15 protein-coding genes are annotated in these 19,632 nt (G+C 51.8%); 10 read left to right on the top strand and 5 right to left on the bottom strand.

What is annotated here, in order from left to right:
• The first annotated feature begins 197 nt into the window (after positions 1 to 197).
• From RB620_RS29005 to RB620_RS28970, 8 genes are all read left to right on the top strand, one after another.
• The gene (locus RB620_RS29005) at positions 198 to 452 is read left to right on the top strand and encodes a hypothetical protein (RefSeq protein ID WP_308100502.1); all 255 of its coding nucleotides are present in this window, start codon (positions 198 to 200) and stop codon (positions 450 to 452) included.
• Between the two features lie 47 nt (positions 453 to 499).
• On the top strand, positions 500 to 1,375 hold the full coding sequence (locus RB620_RS29000; protein WP_308100500.1) for a helix-turn-helix transcriptional regulator: 876 nt from the start codon (positions 500 to 502) through the stop codon (positions 1,373 to 1,375).
• A 31-nt stretch (positions 1,376 to 1,406) separates the two neighbouring features.
• Positions 1,407 to 1,784: a VOC family protein gene (locus RB620_RS28995; RefSeq protein ID WP_308100499.1), complete on the top strand. Its 378-nt coding sequence runs from the start codon at positions 1,407 to 1,409 to the stop codon at positions 1,782 to 1,784.
• A gap of 345 nt (positions 1,785 to 2,129) precedes the next feature.
• Positions 2,130 to 3,815: a potassium-transporting ATPase subunit KdpA gene (gene kdpA / locus RB620_RS28990; protein WP_308100497.1), complete on the top strand. Its 1,686-nt coding sequence runs from the start codon at positions 2,130 to 2,132 to the stop codon at positions 3,813 to 3,815.
• Positions 3,816 to 3,970: 155 nt separating this feature from the next.
• The gene (gene kdpC, locus RB620_RS28985; protein WP_308100506.1) at positions 3,971 to 4,531 is read left to right on the top strand and encodes a potassium-transporting ATPase subunit KdpC; all 561 of its coding nucleotides are present in this window, start codon (positions 3,971 to 3,973) and stop codon (positions 4,529 to 4,531) included.
• Positions 4,532 to 4,551: 20 nt separating this feature from the next.
• Positions 4,552 to 6,825: a helix-turn-helix domain-containing protein gene (locus RB620_RS28980; protein WP_308100495.1), complete on the top strand. Its 2,274-nt coding sequence runs from the start codon at positions 4,552 to 4,554 to the stop codon at positions 6,823 to 6,825.
• A 147-nt stretch (positions 6,826 to 6,972) separates the two neighbouring features.
• Positions 6,973 to 9,738 carry a glycoside hydrolase family 3 N-terminal domain-containing protein gene (locus tag RB620_RS28975; RefSeq protein ID WP_308100493.1) on the top strand — a complete coding sequence of 922 codons (2,766 nt, stop codon included), beginning with the start codon at positions 6,973 to 6,975 and terminating at the stop codon, positions 9,736 to 9,738.
• Between the two features lie 14 nt (positions 9,739 to 9,752).
• Positions 9,753 to 12,092 carry a glycoside hydrolase family 3 C-terminal domain-containing protein gene (locus RB620_RS28970; RefSeq protein ID WP_308100491.1) on the top strand — a complete coding sequence of 780 codons (2,340 nt, stop codon included), beginning with the start codon at positions 9,753 to 9,755 and terminating at the stop codon, positions 12,090 to 12,092.
• Between the two features lie 501 nt (positions 12,093 to 12,593).
• On the opposite strand, the gene RB620_RS28965 is transcribed toward RB620_RS28970, so the two are convergent.
• The 5 genes from RB620_RS28965 to RB620_RS28945 form a co-directional block, all read right to left on the bottom strand.
• Positions 12,594 to 13,031 carry a DoxX family protein gene (locus RB620_RS28965; protein WP_308100489.1) on the bottom strand — a complete coding sequence of 146 codons (438 nt, stop codon included), beginning with the start codon at positions 13,029 to 13,031 and terminating at the stop codon, positions 12,594 to 12,596.
• 18 nt (positions 13,032 to 13,049) lie between these two features.
• Complete coding sequence (locus RB620_RS28960) at positions 13,050 to 13,643, bottom strand: TetR/AcrR family transcriptional regulator (RefSeq protein WP_308100487.1); 594 nt, start codon at positions 13,641 to 13,643, stop codon at positions 13,050 to 13,052.
• Between the two features lie 181 nt (positions 13,644 to 13,824).
• The gene (locus RB620_RS28955; RefSeq protein ID WP_308100485.1) at positions 13,825 to 15,270 is read right to left on the bottom strand and encodes a DEAD/DEAH box helicase; all 1,446 of its coding nucleotides are present in this window, start codon (positions 15,268 to 15,270) and stop codon (positions 13,825 to 13,827) included.
• A 93-nt stretch (positions 15,271 to 15,363) separates the two neighbouring features.
• The gene (locus RB620_RS28950) at positions 15,364 to 16,374 is read right to left on the bottom strand and encodes a bifunctional glycosyltransferase family 2/GtrA family protein (RefSeq protein WP_308100483.1); all 1,011 of its coding nucleotides are present in this window, start codon (positions 16,372 to 16,374) and stop codon (positions 15,364 to 15,366) included.
• Between the two features lie 18 nt (positions 16,375 to 16,392).
• Positions 16,393 to 17,361 carry a phosphodiester glycosidase family protein gene (locus RB620_RS28945; protein WP_308100481.1) on the bottom strand — a complete coding sequence of 323 codons (969 nt, stop codon included), beginning with the start codon at positions 17,359 to 17,361 and terminating at the stop codon, positions 16,393 to 16,395.
• 112 nt (positions 17,362 to 17,473) lie between these two features.
• Here RB620_RS28945 and RB620_RS28940 point away from each other — a divergent pair, with 112 nt between their 5' ends.
• Both RB620_RS28940 and RB620_RS28935 read left to right on the top strand, forming a co-directional pair.
• The gene (locus tag RB620_RS28940) at positions 17,474 to 19,033 is read left to right on the top strand and encodes a tetratricopeptide repeat protein (RefSeq protein ID WP_308100479.1); all 1,560 of its coding nucleotides are present in this window, start codon (positions 17,474 to 17,476) and stop codon (positions 19,031 to 19,033) included.
• Between the two features lie 224 nt (positions 19,034 to 19,257).
• Positions 19,258 to 19,572 (top strand): antibiotic biosynthesis monooxygenase family protein, encoded by a 315-nt coding sequence (locus tag RB620_RS28935; protein ID WP_308100477.1) that lies wholly within the window; start codon positions 19,258 to 19,260, stop codon positions 19,570 to 19,572.
• The last annotated feature ends 60 nt before the right edge of the window (positions 19,573 to 19,632 follow it).

Here is a 19,632-nt window from a genome sequence, read left to right as displayed (position 1 = left end):
CCCGTTAGAAAAGGTATTCTTCGCGATTATTGGGGTGATTTCCAAAAGTCAAGGGGTTTTCCGTTTTTTAGCTTACATTTCTATGACTATTAATCGGTTTCCATCACTTGGAATGAACTACATAAGTCATGTACACAGGACAGCAATTGCAGATCATTGATTGGGAGTTGTCGGGAGTAGGAGACATATTTTTCGAATTGGCGCTTATTCCATTTACGAACCAGTTCAGCGAAACAGATGAGCGCGAGTGGCTCAAGTTATACTTCGGATCGATCGAAGAGGAGGCGTATCGCCTGCTCCAGGAAATGAAATTCGTGGCGATGGTTCGAGAGGTTGCGTGGGGTATGTTTTATAGCGGCCTTACGAAAGGGGAAATCCATCACGACTTTGATTACTACAAGTTTGCCGAATCTTGCGTTCAACGAATCGAACAAGGGATTTATCAGTTATAATAGATGAAAAGGACAACCATCCAAAGCGACAAGGAGGTCCGCTCGCCATGGTCAGCGGCTATCGTCCGATTCAATCACCGAAGCTCCAGCAGGAGTTGCAGCATGACGGTTATCGTTACCGGGAATATGCGCCGTCCGCGCGACTGGCCGGTCATGTCGCATGTTATTGGACGGTGGATATTCAAGCGGGTCATGGGGAACAGCCGCATCGGATTCTCCCGGATGGCTGCGTGGATATCATCATTGACCGACGGTCGCCTGCCAGTCGGAACGCCGGATTCGTCGCAGGGTTGATGACGCAATACGAGCTCCTAAGTTTTTCTGAAACCCAATCGTCGTTCGGCATCCGATTTTTCTCGGAATCCGCGCAGTCCGTCCTGCAAGTTCCGCTCTCATCCTTTATTGGCCACCACGTTTTTTTGGAGGAAATATGGGGAGCCGAAGGGCTGCTTATGGCGGAGGAAATCTTATCTGCGGATACCGTTTCGGAGATAATAACAATCGCAGATCGGAACTTGCTTCGTATCCTTGCCGCTTATGACGAAGCATCCGAGACATTGTCGATGTTGGGCATGAAATACATATACGCTTATAAAGGGAGCATCACGACAGCCGATCTGGCATGGAAGCTGAGTTACAGCGAACGGCATCTGAGAAGGGTCTTCGAACGGGAGCTTGGCGTAAGCCCGAAGGAAATGCTAGGTATTGTGCGGTTCCAGAGTATGCTGCAGGAGTTATATAACGGCACGTTTTCGAGTTTGGCGGACCTTGCGACGAAATACGGCTACTACGATCAATCGCATTTTATTAAAAGCTTCAAACGGTATTACGGGTTGCTGCCCACACAAACGTTGGGGACGGATGAAAGAAGTCCGATTTTTCCTATTCGGACGGCTACAGAAAATCGTATCGTATGGATGTGAGGTTTTCAATTGATAAAGGGAGCTGAGAAGAATGGGCATTAAACTCGATATGGTCGGCATCGTGGTGAAGGACATGAAGAAAGCTTTGGATTTCTATCGCGCGCTGGGCTTGGACATTCCGGAGAGCGCAAACGACGACATGCACGTGGAGGTCGCGCAGAACGGTTTCCGTCTTGGCTTCGATACGCAAGCCATGATCAAAGATATCTACGGCGGTTGGGAAGAGCCCTCGGGCCATCGCGTCGAGCTTGCCTTTCAGTGCGACAGCCGGGAAGCGGTAGACGAAACATACGGACGCATTATGGAGCATGGCTACGGCAGTCATCGCGAGCCATGGGATGCTTTCTGGGGCCAGCGCTACGCGATCGTGCAGGATCCGGACGGCAATTTGATTAGTCTTTTTGCTTAATTGCTCATCAGTATAATAAAGCAACGAGTGAAGGGCAGCAACGCATTGGCGGTGCTGCCCTTTCATTTTGTGAAATTCCGCTATCGCAAAGAACACGAAACATGAAAATCACAGCATTCCGAAGCAATATCGAGAAATTGGAATGCAAAATCGGGATGTATCCGCCTTCACTTGCTGATATCGTCCATTCATTCAACATGCACTTCCATATCGGCTTTTACATTTCGGATGGATCGGCGTATCATTCATCTCATCGAAGCCCGGGAGTAGATTTTCTCTGCTCGAAGGGCTTCTTTTTGTTTGTTAAAGAACGGGCTTTTTGAACAACCTCTAAAAAAGGAGATGATGAATCTGTCTTTCGCACCCGAAATCGCATCGGTAGTCATCACATTGCTTATTGCGTTTCTGCTCGCCAAACCGGCAGGCTACTATTTGTACCATGCATTCGTGCCGGAAAAAAACAAGATAGACCGTTTTTTTGGTCCTTTCGAAAGATGGCTATACCGGGTTGCCGGCATTCATCAAGGAGATCAGAATTGGAAAAAGTTTTTATCCTCCTTGCTCGCGTTTAATGTGTTGGCGATTGTGCTGGTTTACGCGGTGTTTCGTCTGCAAGGCGTACTCCCGCTTAATCCCTCGCAATTGCCGGGGTTAGAACCGACGCTGGCGTTCCATACCGCAATCAGTTTTATTACGAACGCCGACTTGCAGCATTACTCGGGCGAGAATACGATTTCTTATTTATCTCTGTTGATCGGATGTTTGTACCTAAACTTCGTCGCTCCCGCTACGGGAGCAGCTGCGGGCGTCGCATTCATACGGGTGTTGGCCGGGAAAACGATGGGCAATTTCTATGTCCATTTTACCCGAATGATCACCAGGGTGTTGCTGCCGATCGTACTGGTCCTTGCCTTTGCGTTCGTGGCAATGGGCGTGCCCCAGACGTTAGAGCCTACGGTTGCGGCAACGACGCTTGAAGGCGGCGAGCAGGAAATCGCGCGCGGGCCAATGGCCTCCATGATTCCGCTCAAGATGCTCGGGAATAACGGCGGGGGGGTTACCGGGGTCAATGCCGCCCATCCGTTCGAAAACCCCACTGCGATCAGCAATACGATCCAAATGGTGCTTATGCTGATCCTTGGCATGGCGTTTCCGTTCATGTATGGGCGGATGGTGGGGAACATCAAGGAAGGCCGCGTCATTTTCTACTCGATGGGCACGCTGCTTGTCATTCTGGTAACGGCTTCGCTGATTTTTGAATACGGAGGGAATCCGAAGCTGGAAGCGCTAGGTCTGCCGCATAGCCCGGGAAGCTTGGAAGGGAAAGAACTTCGTTTCGGAGTGACGCAGTCGTCCCTGTTTTCCGTCATCACGACAACATCCGGGACGGGCGGGCCGAATACGATGCACGATACGCTTACCCCGATCGGCGGCATGGTTGCGCTGCTCTCTATGATGCTTGGAACCGTGTACGGCAACGTAGGGGGAGGCATGCTCAGTATTTTGATGTACATCCTGCTTTCGGTCTTTTTATCGGGTTTGATGGTTGGCCGAACGCCAGAGTTTTTGGGCAAAAAAATAGACTTCAAACAGATGAAGCTGATTGCCGTCACGTTGCTGGTAACGCCTTTCTTAATCCTAGTGCCATCTGCCATCGCGTTCTCGACGCCTCTAGGATACGGATCGATCTCGAATCCAGGATTTCATGGCGTCAGCCAGGTGTTGTACGAATATACGACTTCCGCGACCGATAATGGCTCCAACTTCGCGGGAATGGCCACGAATACGCCCTTTTGGAATATTTCAACGGCTTTGGTGCTGTTCTTGGCGAGATTTATTCCGTTTATCACCTTGCTTGCGGTTGCGGGTTCCATGGCTAACAAGAAAAAGGTGCCGGACACGATCGGAACTTTCCGAACAGACACGCCTCTGTTTGGTATCGTCCTGTTTATGATCGTTGTCATTATCGGCGCGTTAAGTTTTTTGCCTGCGTTAGTGCTAGGTCCGATCGCCGAACATCTGACACTCTAGTTCAAATCTGATGACAAGGAGCAACCTTCATGGACGAGGAACAAAGCGTTAAGCCGCCGAAGCGGATCCGGCATCGATTGACCATAGGCTGGGCAAAGGTCAAAACATTTGATTATAAGGCGTTCGCCTTGAAATCCATAAAAAATCTGCTCGGCATGTTTCCCGTTTTGCGAATTTGTTTGACTTTTATGCTGATTTTGGGATTGGGATATCCTCTGATTTTCACGTTCGCCGCTAAAGGTATTTTTCCTTGGCAAGCGGAGGGCAGCCTGATCTATGGCGACAACAACGTGGTTATCGGTTCGGCCCTCATTGGCCAAACGTTTGAAAGCCCTCGGTTTTTCCAAGGAAGAGTATCCGCCGTTGGTTATAATGGAGCAGGCTCGGGCTCTTCCAACCTTGCCCCGTCCAATCCCGCGTTAATCGAAAGAATTGAACTGTCTTTAAAGGACTGGGAGCTTCGCAATCCCTCCGTTCCCGCCGTCACGGTTCCGCTCGACTTAGTGACAAGCTCGGCCTCGGGACTCGATCCCCACATTACCCCCGAAGCGGCCGAAGCGCAAATTCCAAGGATTAGCCTGGCGACGGGCATCTCCCAAAACAGGCTGAAGGAACTGGTGGCGGGGCACATTGAAGAGAGGGAACTCGGGTTGTTCGGGGAACGAAAGGTAAACGTCCTAAAGCTGAACATAGAGCTGCAAAGGATGATTCAATAGGGTGAAGAGGGGATAGTGTCGTGTTGAAACAAAGGAAAGATGGACAGTCTTATTCCATCATGGCCGCGATCGAAACGATTGAGGATGCGGATTTTCTGTTCATATCGGAGTTAACGGCCTGGTTTGTTCTTTCCGGTTATCTGGAATTGAACCGCAACGGTTCGGATATTTTGATTCGGACCGGCGATATTTTCGTTTTGAATAAAGGCGATCTAGTTCGCGTGAACGGCAGCAAAGAGAATGCGACGCTCGCGGTGAAGTTTCCGGAAAGCGAGTATCAAGAGGCGTTTTCTCCATTTAAGCTTAACATCCCGCTATCGATGGTGTACAAAAAAGACGGCTATGAGCTTGTGAGGAATTGCATGGCGTATTTGTACGTCGAAATGATGTATCCCGGAGACGGTTCCGACTATATGGTTGAAGGGTATTCGAAACGGTTGATCGGGCTGCTGTACCGGTATCTCGGGCGGGCGGACGAGAGGGAGCAAGCGCACGCCGCTTCGGATAAGGTGAAAGAAATCGTATCGTACATCAATGTCAATTATGCCGAGAAACTTAGCTTGGACGAGATTGCCGAGAAGTTCTATAGCAGCAAATATTATTTGGCGCATTCCTTTAAAAAGCAGTTAGGGATTTCAATCGGAAACTATATCAAAGAAGTCCGATTGTTTCATAGCATCCGAATGCTGGAAAGCACGAGCGATAAGATTGTCACGATTGCCTTAGCGACCGGCTTTCCCAATGTCCGCTCCTTTAACGAAGCATTCAAAACGACATACAAGCTTACGCCTGCCGAATTTCGAGAAGAGCGTCAAACCTCGGCGGTGCGAAACCGCGAGAATGGGGCGCTGTCTCAAGATGTATTGGCGTTGCTATCGCCTTATGTGCCGTTAGGCGAATTGCCTGCGGCCTCGCCCATTAATCCCGATCTCATCGAGGTTCGGCTGGATTTGCATCAGACGGTCGGCCGGTATTCAAAGGTCAATCATATTCTAAAAGTTAAGGGCGAGCTTACGGAGAGCCGCTTGCTCGAAGTGCGTCAGCGCCTATTGGTGAAGCGGGTAGCGGTCTCCCGCATTTTGAAGAAAGCGGACATACGGTTGATCGACGGCAAGCTCGTTTGTTCGTTTCGAGAGCTGGATCGCATGCTGCAGCAGATTGTGTCTGCCGGCATGGTTCCCTATCTTCAATTTCAATCCATTGATTTCGATGATTGGGAGGAGCTCTGTTTTCCTGATCAGGGCGGGTTTCAAACGGTGATGAACGAATTCATTCTCCATCTGCAGCAAAATTATCGGACAAGCCAGGAATGGATGTACGAATTCCGCTGTTTCTATGAACTGCAGGATAGCGGGGTGTTATGTCTGCCGTTAGTGAATGCGATTGTATCCTTTCAAGGATACGAAAATGTTGTCATTCATTTTCCCATGCCGCCCGAAGATGCGGTGCCGCTCGATAAAGCTTGCGATCACGCCGTTTATTGCATCGATGATCGGACGCGCATGCGCAAAATTCCGCTCACGGCTGCGCTGGCTCATCTATACGACGAAGCCTACATTCGGTTCATTGGCAGCAATACGAACAGGAGAGCCCAGAACCGAATTTTGGACTGGATGCTGGTTTACGAGCACGATGACGATCTGCGCGCCTATTCGGATTTAGCGCAAGCGAACGCGAACATTTGGCAATACATCAGCATGATGAATCAGCACGAAATCGCAGGGCACTACTTCCCCCCGTTGTCGCTCGATTCGGCGAAGCTGTTCGAGTACTTTCCGGACGAGCTGGCGAGCAAGCTGTCCTTATGCACGCCGGATGGCCGATACAAGGACAATTGGTACGCGACGGAGTTCGGGAGTCGCTTGTATGACGAGCTTGTGTTCCGGAACGATTCGTGCATCGTGACCAAGCAGCAAGAAAACTACCGTATTTTGAGCGTATATCCAGAGGAAGAGCTGCATGTGATTATCAATCAGAAGAACGAGCAATTAAAAAAGGCGTGGCATAAGGCCAAAAGTCCGTATATTTCCGTGAAGCTGGAGCTTATGAACCTGGAAGGATCGTACCGATTGATCAAGCAACAATTAACGCCTGAGCTGGTAGATCAACGTACGGACCTTGCCGATTTAAGGAAATGCAAAAAGTTGTCCTTCGAAGATATTGCCTACTGGAACGCGGTCAATCGACCATCGAGGAGCGTTGAACAGCTGAAAACAAAGGGAGATTATACCCTTGAATTTGAAGTTCCGCTATTCGGAATCGTAATGATCGACTTAGAGAAAAGCAACAACTAGTGCTAAATATTGCTCATTCGATTTGGCGAACAATCGGATGATCGCAATATTTAGCTTTTTTTTCGACAAGATCCTCATAGTTTATATGTAAGCGCTATATTAAGATGGGAGTTGAAAAAAAGAAAGACGAAACCGGAGGGTATCGCCGTGTGGGACTACATGAAAAACAAACAAGCCAAGAAAAAAGCACTCGTGCAAAAGGTGAAGGCAGATAAAGCTAGGCTTAAGGAGCGCAAGAGAGAAATTGCCGCGCTACCGGAAGCGGAACGGAAAGCGGCAGTCGAACAGGATAAACAATTACGCCAAGAGAAGAAGCAGCAAACAAAGCTGGAGCTGAAAGCGTTAAACCGCAAAGACCGCAGGGCGATGAAGAAGGAAGCGAAACGCTACAAGAAAATCAAAAACAGACCAAGGCGTATCGCGGGCTGGTCGATCGTCGCGGCCGTCATCGTCTTGTTGTTCGCGCAATTCGGGCCGACCGCCTCGAACATTATTGATGCATTGACGGCCAAACATATTACGGCCGTAACCGATACGCCCGAGGCCATCGCGGCGCGCGAGCACGGAGGGAAGATCGCGGAGGAAATCGCGAACGAAGGCATCGTTCTGCTCAAGAACGATGACCAACACCTGCCTTTGCAGGACAAGAAGGTGAACGTATTCGGCTTAGCCTCCATGGCGCTGCGTTACGGCGGCGGAGGTTCGGGCGCGGGCGATACTTCACGTGCGGTGAATTTGTTCGACGGGCTGCAAAATGCAGACATTGCTTATAATCCAGAGCTATACGAGTTATACCAAGAAGTCGGGAAAGAAGCAGGGGTGAGCACCGAAGGCAACTCCGGTCTCATTCAAGTCGTCTCGGGGTTGATGGGGCTGAAGTCGAGCGATGAGCCAAACATCGACTACTTGACGGATGCGGCGATCGCACAAGCCAAAGCGTATTCGGACAATGCGATCATCGTCATCGCCAGTGAAAGCGTGGAAGCGAGCGACGCGAGCACCCAGCAATTGCAACTGACCGACAACAAACGCGCCTTGATCGAGAAGGTTGCGGAGAGCTTCGGCCATGTGACGATCGTCATTAACGCGGGCAATGCGCTGGAGCTTGGTTTCGTCGAGGAATACGAGTCCATCAAATCCGTGCTGTGGATCGGAACGCCGGGTCCTTACGGAGCGAATGCATTAGGCAATGTAATGGCGGGCAATATCAATCCGTCCGGCCGTCTGACAGATACGTATGTCTATGACAATTCCACGGCTCCGGCAAGCGAGAACTTCGGGGACTACGGCTACACGAATCTGAAGTATTCGTTCCTCAATTATCAAGAAGGCATCTATGTAGGCTATCGCTTCTACGAAACCTATTATGAAGGCGACGAGGAGGGTTATCAGGATACGGTGCTGTACCCGTACGGCTACGGGTTAAGCTACACGGATTTCGAGTGGACGGTATTGGAGCAAAAGCTGTCCGATGAGAAGATCGAGCTGCAAGTCGAAGTGAAGAACGTCGGCGATCGTGCGGGCAAAGATGTCGTTCAAGTGTATTATTCGGCGCCATATGTCGCGGGCGGCATCGAGAAGTCGGCCATCGAGATGGCTGCCTTCGCCAAAACATCGCTGCTCGAAGCGGGACAATCCGAGGTGCTTACGCTTGCTTTTGATACCGAGGAGATGGCCTCTTACGACATGAAGGACGAAGAAGCCTATGTTCTCGATGCCGGCACGTATACGATCAAGCTGGCGCGTAACGTCCATGATATCGTAGCGAGCTATGATCTCGAGCTTGCGAACAAGATTGTGTTCGAAGAAGATAAGGATACGAAGACGCCTTACGAGAATCGGTTCGAGCTCGCAGATGGCGGGCTGACGTATTTGTCGCGCAGCGATTGGGAGGGCACGTATCCGTCGGACGAAAACATCAGCCATGAAGCGCCGCAATTCGTGTTGGATGCGTTCTCGCAGAAGCGCGAGGATTCGCAGCTGGAGATGCCGACGTTCGGCGCCGATAACGGCATTCTGTTGGAGGATTTGAAGGGACTAGCCTTTGACGATCCTAAGTGGGATGCTTTCCTGGATCAGCTTACCTTGAACGAAATGTTCGAATATGTGGCCAATGGCGCTTATCGTACGATGGCCGTAGAACGTCTGGGCATTCCGAAGACGCTGCTGATGGACGGACCGGCGGGCTTCAGCTATTTCTTCAAGCCAATCACGGCAGCCTCCTATCCGTCCGAACTCGTCATCGCATCGACATGGAACAAGGATCTGGCGTATCGGATGGGCGAAGCAGTCGGCAAGGAAGCTCGCGCGTACGGCATTCAAGGCTGGTACGCGCCGGGCATGAATATCCACCGCACAGCGCAGGGCGGCCGCAACTTCGAATACTTCTCGGAGGATCCGGTGCTCTCGGGCAAGATGGCGGCGGCGATGATTAACGGCGCGCAGGATCAGGGCATTATTGCGTTCATGAAACACTTCGCGTTAAACGATCAGGAGACAAATGCGCGTTCCGGCAATCTGATCTGGGCCAACGAGCAAGCGATGCGCGAAATTTATTTGAAGCCGTTTGAAATTACGGTCAAGGAAAGTCGTCCGCTCGGCGCGATGTCCAGCTTCTCGATTATCGGAACCAAGTGGGCGGGAGCCAATTCGGTGCTGCTTAACGATCTGCTTCGCGAAGAATGGGGCTTCGACGGGTTCGTGTCCAGCGACGCGGTGTTCGGCTTCATGAAGGCGCCAGACGCGGTCGTGGCAGGCAACGACCTGATGCTCGATATTATGTCGGCTACGACAAACGAAAAGCGGCTCAAGAAAGCGTATGACGAGGATCCTTCGGGGATCGCGAACGGAGTTCGAACAAGCGTGCATCATGTGTTGTATACGATCCTGCAAACGTATCTGTTCGAAAAGTAATGGGGTGAAAAACATTGAAATATCGTGAAATGATTGATCAAATGACGTTGGAAGAAAAAGCGTCGCTCATGTCGGGCGCCAACTTCTGGAATACAAAAGCGATCGAGAGGCTGAACATTCCGGGAATTATGTTGACGGATGGTCCGCATGGTCTGAGGAAACAAGGGGGAAAGGCCGATCACCTCGGCCTGAACAAGAGCTTGCCCGCGACCTGCTTCCCTACGGCGGCTACGCTCGCTAATAGCTGGGATAGACAGCTGATTCGTGAGGTCGGCCGGACGATCGGGAAGGAAGCGGCCAGCGAGAAAGTGAGCGTGCTGCTCGGACCGGGATTAAACATCAAACGAAATCCGTTATGCGGTCGCAACTTTGAATACTTTTCCGAGGATCCTTATTTGACGGGCGAATTGGCGAGCGAGATGGTCAAAGGCATTCAGTCGAACGGCATCTCCGCTTGTCCCAAACATTTTGCGGTTAACAGCCAAGAGCATATGCGGATGACGATCGACGAGATCGTGGACGAGCGCTCGCTGAGAGAGCTGTACCTGGAAGGATTCCGGCGCGTCGTCGAGAAGGGCCAGCCCAAAACGATCATGACCTCTTATAACAAAGTGAACGGCACGTTCGCGAACGAAAACACGTACCTGCTGCAGGATATCCTGTATGGGGAATGGGGATTCGACGGCGTGGTCGTGACCGACTGGGGCGGCAATAATGACCGCGTCGCGGGGCTGGCGGCGGGTAATCAATTGGAGATGCCTTCGACGAACGGGATTACCGATCGGGAGATCGTGCAGGCCGTTCGAAGCAAGGAGTTGGCCGAAGAGGTTCTAGACGAAGCCGTAGATCGGCTGCTGGAGCTGGTCTTCGCGACGCGGCTGGACAATCAAGCAGCGCCAAGCGTGGATTACGAGAAACATCATGCGGAAGCGGTCGAAGCCGCCAAACGTTCGATCGTGCTGTTGAAGAATGACGAGCGGCAGCTGCCGCTTCGGCGAGACAAGAAGGTCGCGATTATCGGCGATTTCGCCCGCAATCCCCGGTACCAGGGAGCGGGGAGCTCGCTCATTAATCCGGCCAAACTATCCAATGCCTGGGACGTGCTGAGCGAATCCGGCTTGCCGATCGTCGGGTACGCGCAAGGCTTCAAGCGAATGGGCGGCCCTCAGGAACGACTGCGCAGGGAAGCCGTTGCGTTAGCCAAACAAGCCGACACCGTTCTGTTGTTCTTGGGGCTGGACGAAGGAAGCGAAGCGGAGGGCGTGGACCGCGAGCATCTCCGCTTGCGCGAGAACCAGCTGGATTTGCTGCATTCTTTGACGGAGATTGACGCCCACATCGTCGTCATTCTCGCTGGCGGCGGCGCCATCGAAATGCCGTTCGCGCGCGACGTGAAGGCCATCGTGCATACCTATCTCTCCGGGCAAGGAAGCGCCGAAGCGTTGACGAGCATTCTGCTCGGGGACTACAACCCGAGCGGCAAGCTCAGCGAGACCTTCCCGATCGCCTACGGCGATGTTTCCTCTGCGCCTTATTATCCGGGCAAGGAGGCGACGGCGGAGCATATCGAAGGGATCTTCATTGGCTACCGCTACTTCGATACTGTGGATAAGCCCGTGTTATTCCCGTTCGGCTATGGACTGTCCTATACGACGTTTGCTTATAGCGAGTTGACAGCCGATCGGCATCAGGCTACCTTCACCTTGACCAATACGGGGGCGGTCGCTGGAGAAGAGGTCGCGCAGCTGTATATCCAGAAGCGGGAGTCCTCGATCTTTCGAGCGAAGCGCGAATTAAAGGGCTTCGAGAAGGTGTTCTTGGAGCCGGGTGAAAGCAAACGCGTCACGATCAAGCTGGAAGAACGTGATTTCTCGTATTTTAATCCAACAATAGGTGCTTGGGCGGTTGAACCTGGCGCTTACGACATTCAAATCGGAAGTTCGATACAGTTGATCCAACTGGAGAAGCGGATTACGCTCGAAGGAGCTTCCGTCCCTTGCGAGCATACGAAGGAACAATTCCCGCATTACTATAGCGGACATGTTCATGAAGTAAAGGCAGCCGAATATAAGCGACTGTTGGGGTACGAACCGCCATCGCCTTATTGGGACCCGAAGCGGGATCTGGGGCTGAACGATACCATTGCTCAAGCCAGGTACAAGAATGTACTGGGCAAAGCGATCTATGGCGTCGTCCTGTTCTTCAACAAGTTTTTTGACGCGGTCAACAAGCCGCTGCTCGCGAACAATGTCTACTTCGTCATGAACATGCCGTTCCGCCAGATCGACCGCTTTACCGGCGGCAAGATAAGCCGACAACAAATCTTGAAGCTGTTGAAATGGATCAACCGATAAGTGTAAGCTGCATAGATGGTTTCGCAGGGGCTGTCCCACAAGTCATAGATGACTTGGGGACAGCCCCTGCGTGTTTGAAATGGCCCGCTGCGCCCCGGTTGGGTGTTGTGAGCACGATTTTTCGTATACATTCGGCCCGTTGCTCCCCAGTTGGGCGTTGTGAGCACGATTTTTCGTATACATTCGGCCCGTTGCTCCCCAGTTGGGTGTTATGAGCACGATTTTTCGTACACATTCGGCCCGTTGCACCCCAGATGGGCGTTGTGAGCACGATTTTTCGTATACATTCGGCCCGATGCACCCCAGTATTGGCACCTTGCAATTTTCTGGATGTCCGTCTCGATTCGCAAGTGGCTGAAAACGATCAAAAGCCGCTGCGATATCAGAGAACCGTGAAAAAGCCGTGATCAAGCACGGCTTCAGGCTGTTGACAAAGTCCCGGTTTCGGGGCTTTGTCAACAGCCTTTCCCGTATCGAGAGGGATCGAAACGTTGCATCTCTTTACTTGCCTGCCAACAATACCGCCGCCAGAAATACGAGTTGAAGCACCGAACGTAGGATCAGGTTAGGCACGGGGCGGCCGCCGATCGTCAATTTCTCCTTGGCTGCGTGTACATTAGCCGGGAACATAGCGAATAGGAGTAGGGCTAATCCAAGCGAAGCGGCTTTGGAAGTAGCGGGGAACAAGATGCCGATAGCCCCGGCGATTTCCAGCCAGCCGGTGGCACTTACGATCCAATCTGGCCTTGGGAAAGCCGGGGGAACCATCCGGATCAGGTCGGGGCGTCTCTTGCCCCAATGAGCGGAAGCCGTCAGCAGCAGCATAGCGGCTACGGCTGCTTGAAGCGAAGACTGCCAGCCTTCGAAATAAGGCAGCCCGATCAGCCCAAGCGACTTGCAGAGCAAGAACACGGCAACAAGCACATAGAATGGCAACATTCCAATCGCTCCTTCCGCTTAGCGGGATTGCAAAATATCGATCATAAAGGACGATACGTCTTGCGCTTGGAAATCCGAAGTTACGAATGGAATGGAGCTGCGGACGCGCAAGCCGAAGGTCATCATCACGAACAAGTCGGCCGTCTTGCCGGCATCAACGGATTCCGGAATGACTCCGTATTGCTTTCCCATTTCGATCCACTGCCGAGATAGAAGAACGGATCGCTCATAGTACTGCTTGAGTGCTTCCGCGATGATCGGATCGTCTTCCTTCCCAAGCAAATACATAAGTATCTTATTCGTGATGTCTTGGGCATTGGCATAGGCCAATAGACTCTCTGTAATCTTCTGCATGGGCGCATCGAAGGTGCGCCGGCCTTGCTCTACCTCTAACATGAATTGCTCGTTCGTCTCCTCGAGGCGCTCCTGCAATAGCCAGACGAAGATCTCGTCCTTGCTCTTCACATAGTGAAAGATAGCCCCTTTGGACAAGCCTGACCGGTCCATGATGTCCATCATGGTGATGGAAGGGCAGCTTTTCTCCCGGACCAGCTCCTTGGTGGTCTCCAGGAGCAGCCTCTTTGTTTGTTCCCTGCGTTCCTCTTGTTTCATGTGTATCCCTCCGAAATGGAAATGCGAAGTCGCCGGCATGTCATATTTATTCTTATTATATATACCGACCATCGGTTTGTAAATAGTGAATCACGGGCGATGATATACGGAAGGCCGTCAAGGTATTTACAATATGCAGATCCATTAAGGGCACCAATCGGTGCCCTTAATGGATCTCCCATTATTTTTTGCCTCTGCGTACCTTCAGCAGCTTGCCCTTCACCTTCGTGTTTTGCATCATTTCCAGCACGAGCGATCCTTTACCGTTCAGAATCTCGACATCCGTGACATGATCGAGAATCGTAATAATCCCGATATCGTCCGCGGTTACGCCATCAAGCTTGGCGATCGTACCGACAAAGTCCAAGGCTCTGAATTTCTTCTTCTTGCCGCCATTGAAGTTGAGCTTCATAATTTGTTTGTTTAATAGCTCGCGCTTGTCTTTTTTCGGTTGAGAGCCGATTCTCAGCTTCTGTTCGAAGTCTCCCCTGCGGCGATCGACGGCTTCTTCGGAGGGAGCCTTCGTTCTCGGAATCTCGAATCCAATGTAAGCTTCAATATCGGCTAATCTTCTGCCGTCTTTGGGGGTGATGAAGGTAATGGCTTTACCGGACTTGCCCGCGCGCCCCGTACGTCCCGTACGATGGACGTAGCTTTCCTTCTCTAGCGGAATATCGTAGTTGATGACATGGGTAATATTCGTGATATCAATTCCCCTGGCGGCTACATCCGTCGCGATCAAGTAACGGAATTGTCCCCTTCTGAACGCATTCATGACCTCGAATCGCTCTTCCTGCTCCATGCCGCCATGAATGCGATCGCATGGATAACCGAGATCGGCCAGTTCTCTGAATAATTGATCGACATGCTCCTGCGTACGGCAGAAAATGATGCAGCTGTCAGGACTCTCGACGATGAGCAGATCCTGAAGCAGCGCCAGCTTGTCCGCCTCAGACACCGGAATAAGAGAGTGTTCGATCGTGGAGGTCGTTAATCCGCTCGCTTTATTCTCGATCTGTACAGGATCGTTCATGTACTTGCGCGAAAGTCGGGCCACATCCTCGGGGAACGTAGCGGAGAACAACATGGTCACCCTATCATTAGGCAGCGCCTGAATGATGGACTGCACTTGCTCGATAAACCCCATATTCAGCATCTCGTCCGCTTCGTCGATGACGAGGTAAGCAATCCGGTTCAACGATAACGTGCCGCGTTCTATATGGTCGAGCACGCGCCCCGGCGTGCCTACGACCATATGCGTTCTTTGCCTGAGCTCCGCGGTTTGGATATGAAAAGGATGTTTCCCGTAAAGAGGCGTCGACTTGATACGCTTAAAGCGTCCGATATTCGTGATGTCTTCATTAACCTGTACCGCAAGCTCGCGGGTAGGCGTAAGGATTAAGGCCTGCGGCTTATTCTCGTTCCAATCGACCAGCTCGCAGAGCGGAATGCCATAAGCAGCCGTTTTGCCGCTTCCTGTCTGCGATTTGACAACAAGATCCTTCTTCTCGAGAGCGACGGGCACAACTTCCGACTGTACTTCCGTCGGCGTCTCGTAACCCAAGCTATGCAGCGCCTTCAAGATCTCTTCGCTTAATGAATAGTCCGTAAAATGCGTTCCGTTCATGTTTAACCTCTTCCATCCATTCGAGTAGGTATACATTCAGATTTCCGCCGTTCATCTAACGTATACTTCCTATTATACTCGTATTTATGGCATTCAATAAACAAACTTCCGCTGCGCCCAATAGCTGAGCACGAACAAGGAAGCTTCCGTCATCAGCTTGGCCGCGACGAGCGGAACGCCGATGTTCACGTGCAGCAGGTGCAGCATGGCGTAATTTAGCGCAACAATGATGAGGACGAGCGAATAGTAGCGAGGCAGCGATTTGCGGATCGCGGCCCCTTTGCCGCCAGCGAACACGAATCTGCGGTTCATCGCATAGTTGAAAATGGAGCTGCATACGCGCGCTCCGATGACGGATACGAGCAGATTCGAGGTCAGCCATTGCAGCAGGAGCAGCAGCGCGAAATCCAAAACCGCGGCGAAGCCGGACGACGTACAAAATTTCAGAAAAGGAAAGTAGACTCTGGCAGAATCAGCAAGCGGACGGAAATGCGAAGATTTGTTTTCGTCCAGATAGACGGTATCGATCGGCACCTCGACCAATTCGTACCCCGCGCTTGGAGCTTCAAGCAGCATGTTCATTTCGTATTCGAAGCGGTCGCCCGGTACCTGGCATAACCAATCCAGCATGTCAGAAGAATAGCCTCGAAGGCCGGTTTGCGTATCTTGGATCGGCTTGCCCGTCGCATAAGCGAACACCATCCGGGTAGCCGAATTGCCGAAGCGGCTTCGCAAGGGAACTTTGCCCGTGAATTGCCTGCTGCCCAGCACGATATGATTTCGATGCTCGCGAACGGCATGGACGATTCTCAAAATATCGCCCGGCAAATGTTGTCCGTCGCTGTCGGCGCACACGATGCCGTCTTCGTCGCCATGCTGCCTAACATAGTCGAAGCCCGTCTTGAGCGCGCTGCCTTTGCCCAGATTGATCCGGTGCGTCAATACGGTGCAGCCGGCTTCCTTCGCCGATTCGAATATGTCGCGGTAGTCTTCGCCGCTACCGTCGTCCACGATCAGGATCGAGTCGTCGCTCACTTCTTTGAGATTGCGGATGAGCGCAATCAACCTTTCGTCCGGCTCGTAGGAGGGGATTAGTATGGTCATGATAGCCGAGACCTCCTTTTACTGGGATTTAGGAATATAGATAATGTCGCTGACGCCTCGTTCATTGCCTTTGCCCAGCGGATTGTTGACGATTCTGCCCATAAAATACATCGTGGACGAGCCGCCGCCATCGAGATTATAAGCTTCGGTCGCGCCGAGCTCTTGGAATAGATTCGCGAATTCGGTTAACGTCATGCCGCGGCTTTCGCTGCTCCTGCCATCGACCACGATAAACAGGAAATGATTCGGCGCGATAATCCCGATGCCGGTTCGCGGATTGGGTTCTTGAATCGAACGATTGCCGAAGTTTTTGTCGATCTTGACGCTGCTGAAGTCGCCGACCACCTCGCCGTCCGTCACGAGGACGGGGCCGAAGGAGAAGGTATTGGTCACGCCTTCGGCAAGCAGCGCGTCCGATGATGTCTCTTCTTCGTCATAAGCTTTCAACGTGCCGTCCGAAAACAGTGCTAGGCCGTCGCGAGCAGGCTCGTCACGATAGAGGGTGCCGTTCCGGATGATGACGCCGTCGCTGCGGAAGCCATAGTAGTCGCCGTTAATCGCGAACACGGCGTTGTTGCCCTCCGCGATCGTCGACGTATCCTCGATGATGTTCGTGCCGAAGGCGTTTTTGGCGAATGCGGTGGACAGGTTCGCGCTCTCGCTGAGCGTCACGTCCGCCACGTAATACGTGACCATATTGGAGCCCGAGCCGGTCTGCACCTTCTTGATGCTGATCGTCTGATTGTCGTCCTTGTAATTCCAGTCGTCCGATTGAGCCTCGGTCGTCGATGGTTCTTCGGTCGTCTCCTGGTCAGACTCAAAAGTCGTCTCCCCGGTTGCAACGGTACTCGGTTCGACGATCACTTCGAAATGTTCGATCAAATATCGATCGGCAAGCCGGTACAGGACGACGGCGATGATCAAGAGAAGCGCGGCTATGATGATGATGATTTTGTTTTTTTTGCCTAGGCGGATAATAGGGATCACTCCTTCAAGTTTGCTTGAACCTATCTTAGAGGGGCGACCTTTAATGAATCTTAAATAAAAAAGGTTATAATGAATGAGAACGAATAACTTTCAGAGAGCAGGCTAAGGTTTTATGACCGTACAACACAAACAACGCTATCGCTTTAGCGAAGCGCCGATCTGGGATATTCAGCGGAAGTATTATGAAGAAGCGGGGATAGAAGCGTGGAACAATGACCAAGTTCCCCAATATATTACGAGCAATCCGATGATCGGAAATGCCTATGCGGAAATGATATTCGGACTGCTCCAGGATCGGGCGAATAAGGGGCATCTTTCGGAGACGGTACATATCGTGGAGCTTGGCGCGGGAGCGGGGCGCCTGGCTTACCATGTGCTGCAGGAGTTATGCCGGCTTAGGGAATTTGCCGGACTATCGTTGCCGCCGTTCCGTTATATCATGACGGATTTGGCGATGGGCAATGTGCTCGCCTGGAAGGAGCATCCCGCGCTGCAACCCTTTATTGCGGAAGGAGTGCTGGACATTGCCCGTTTCGATGCGGTGCATGATATCGCGCTGGAGCTGGTTGCGTCAGGGGTCACGATTAGCGAAGGGGATCTAAGGCAGCCGTTAATCATTGTGGCGAACTACTTTTTTGACGGCATTCCGCAAGAGTTGATTTATGTTGGCGAGGGCCTCATTTATGAAGCGGATGTGTTTGTCGATTATCCGGACGATGACGATACCCTTAAGCCGTCCGCCGTATTAGATCGGCTGTCTCTCCATTACGAGCATCGGCGAGCGCCTGAGTACGAACAGGCCGACTATCCGTACCGAGACGTCATTGCGATATATCAGGAGCAATTGGAAGACTCCCATATCCTATTCCCTGCCGCCGGATTAACTTGTTTGGAGCGATTGGATCGGTTGTCCGGAGCGGGATTCCTGCTCATTACGGCGGATAAGGGCGATCACCTGATCGATAACATGAAGTTTGCGGGACCGCCGGAGTTGATCCGGCATGGCAGCTTTTCCTTTACGGCAAATTACCACGCGTTTCAGCATGTGTATGAAAGTAGAGGAGCGGTGGCGCTATTTCCCCCGCATCATTACAAAAATATAAACGTGGGCTGCATTCTCCATATGGAGGCGCCAACAGATTATGTTCAAACCCGATTGGCGTACCGCAGAACGATCGAACGTTTTGGTCCGGACGAATTTTTTAGCATGAAGGAATGGGTAGACCGCAATCTAGGGAGCATGGAACTGCAGCCCGTATTAAGTTTTTGGCGGCTTGGCGGTTATGACGCGGAGTTTTTCATTCAAAGCGCGAGGCGTATTTCGAGTCTGTTGCCCGATGCTAACGATGAAGAGCTGCAGGATCTGTTGAGGGGCATACAGCTGATGTGGTCCTCGTATTACGTGATGGAGCAGCAGCGATACGACCTGGCGCTGGATGCCGGGTTGATCTTATTCGAAATGGACATGTACGAAGAGTCCAAACGTTTCTTGGAAATCTCGGTCCGCCAAGAGCAAGACGAGGTCGTATCGACCGTCTATTATTGCTTGGCGATTTGTTGTTTCGAGCTGGAGCAGGACGACGATGCTTTGCATTACCTGCGGGCGTTGCTTGAGCTGGAGCCCGATCATGAAGAGGCGAGGGAGCTGCTCAACGGGATTGAGTCTTATTAAAAGCAAACAACCACTCTGAAACGCTAGATAAGCGGGCAAGCTGCATCAATGCTTGTCCGCTTTTTATTATCGGGTTTAAAGTCACTTGAAATATTTGGACATGCATGCAACTGACGTTAGCGGGAAGTGGGGACGATCATTTTCGGGAGAATGCAGAATTTAAATAATAGTAGTATAATCCTCATGACGCAACTACCTTCTTTACGCCATGAGGAGAGATGATCATGCAGTATGAGCCGAACGGAACTTATTATGCGGTTATTTTCACGAGCCAACGGACGGAAGGGGATCTCGGCTACGAGAACATGGCCGACCGGATGGTGGAGCTGGCGGGCAAGCAGCCGGGGTTTCTGGGCGTGGAAAGCGTCAGGGATGCTACGGGAGCCGGCATTACCGTGTCCTACTGGGAGAGCCTTGAGGCGATCGGCAACTGGAAGAGCAATCAAGCCCATCAAGCTGCCCAGGATAAAGGCAAGAAGGTATGGTACGAGAGCTACAAGGTTAGAATTTGCAAGGTGGAAAGAGAGTATTCCCTGTAGCTGCCGGAAAAGAGGCGATGGTTCCGTTTGACGGAGCCATCGCTTTTTTAAAAAAAAGAT

The organism is Paenibacillus sp. LHD-117, from assembly GCF_030929555.1.
In the GTDB taxonomy this organism is placed as follows: domain Bacteria; phylum Bacillota; class Bacilli; order Paenibacillales; family Paenibacillaceae; genus Pristimantibacillus.
This window is presented reverse-complemented; position numbering and strand designations above follow the sequence as displayed.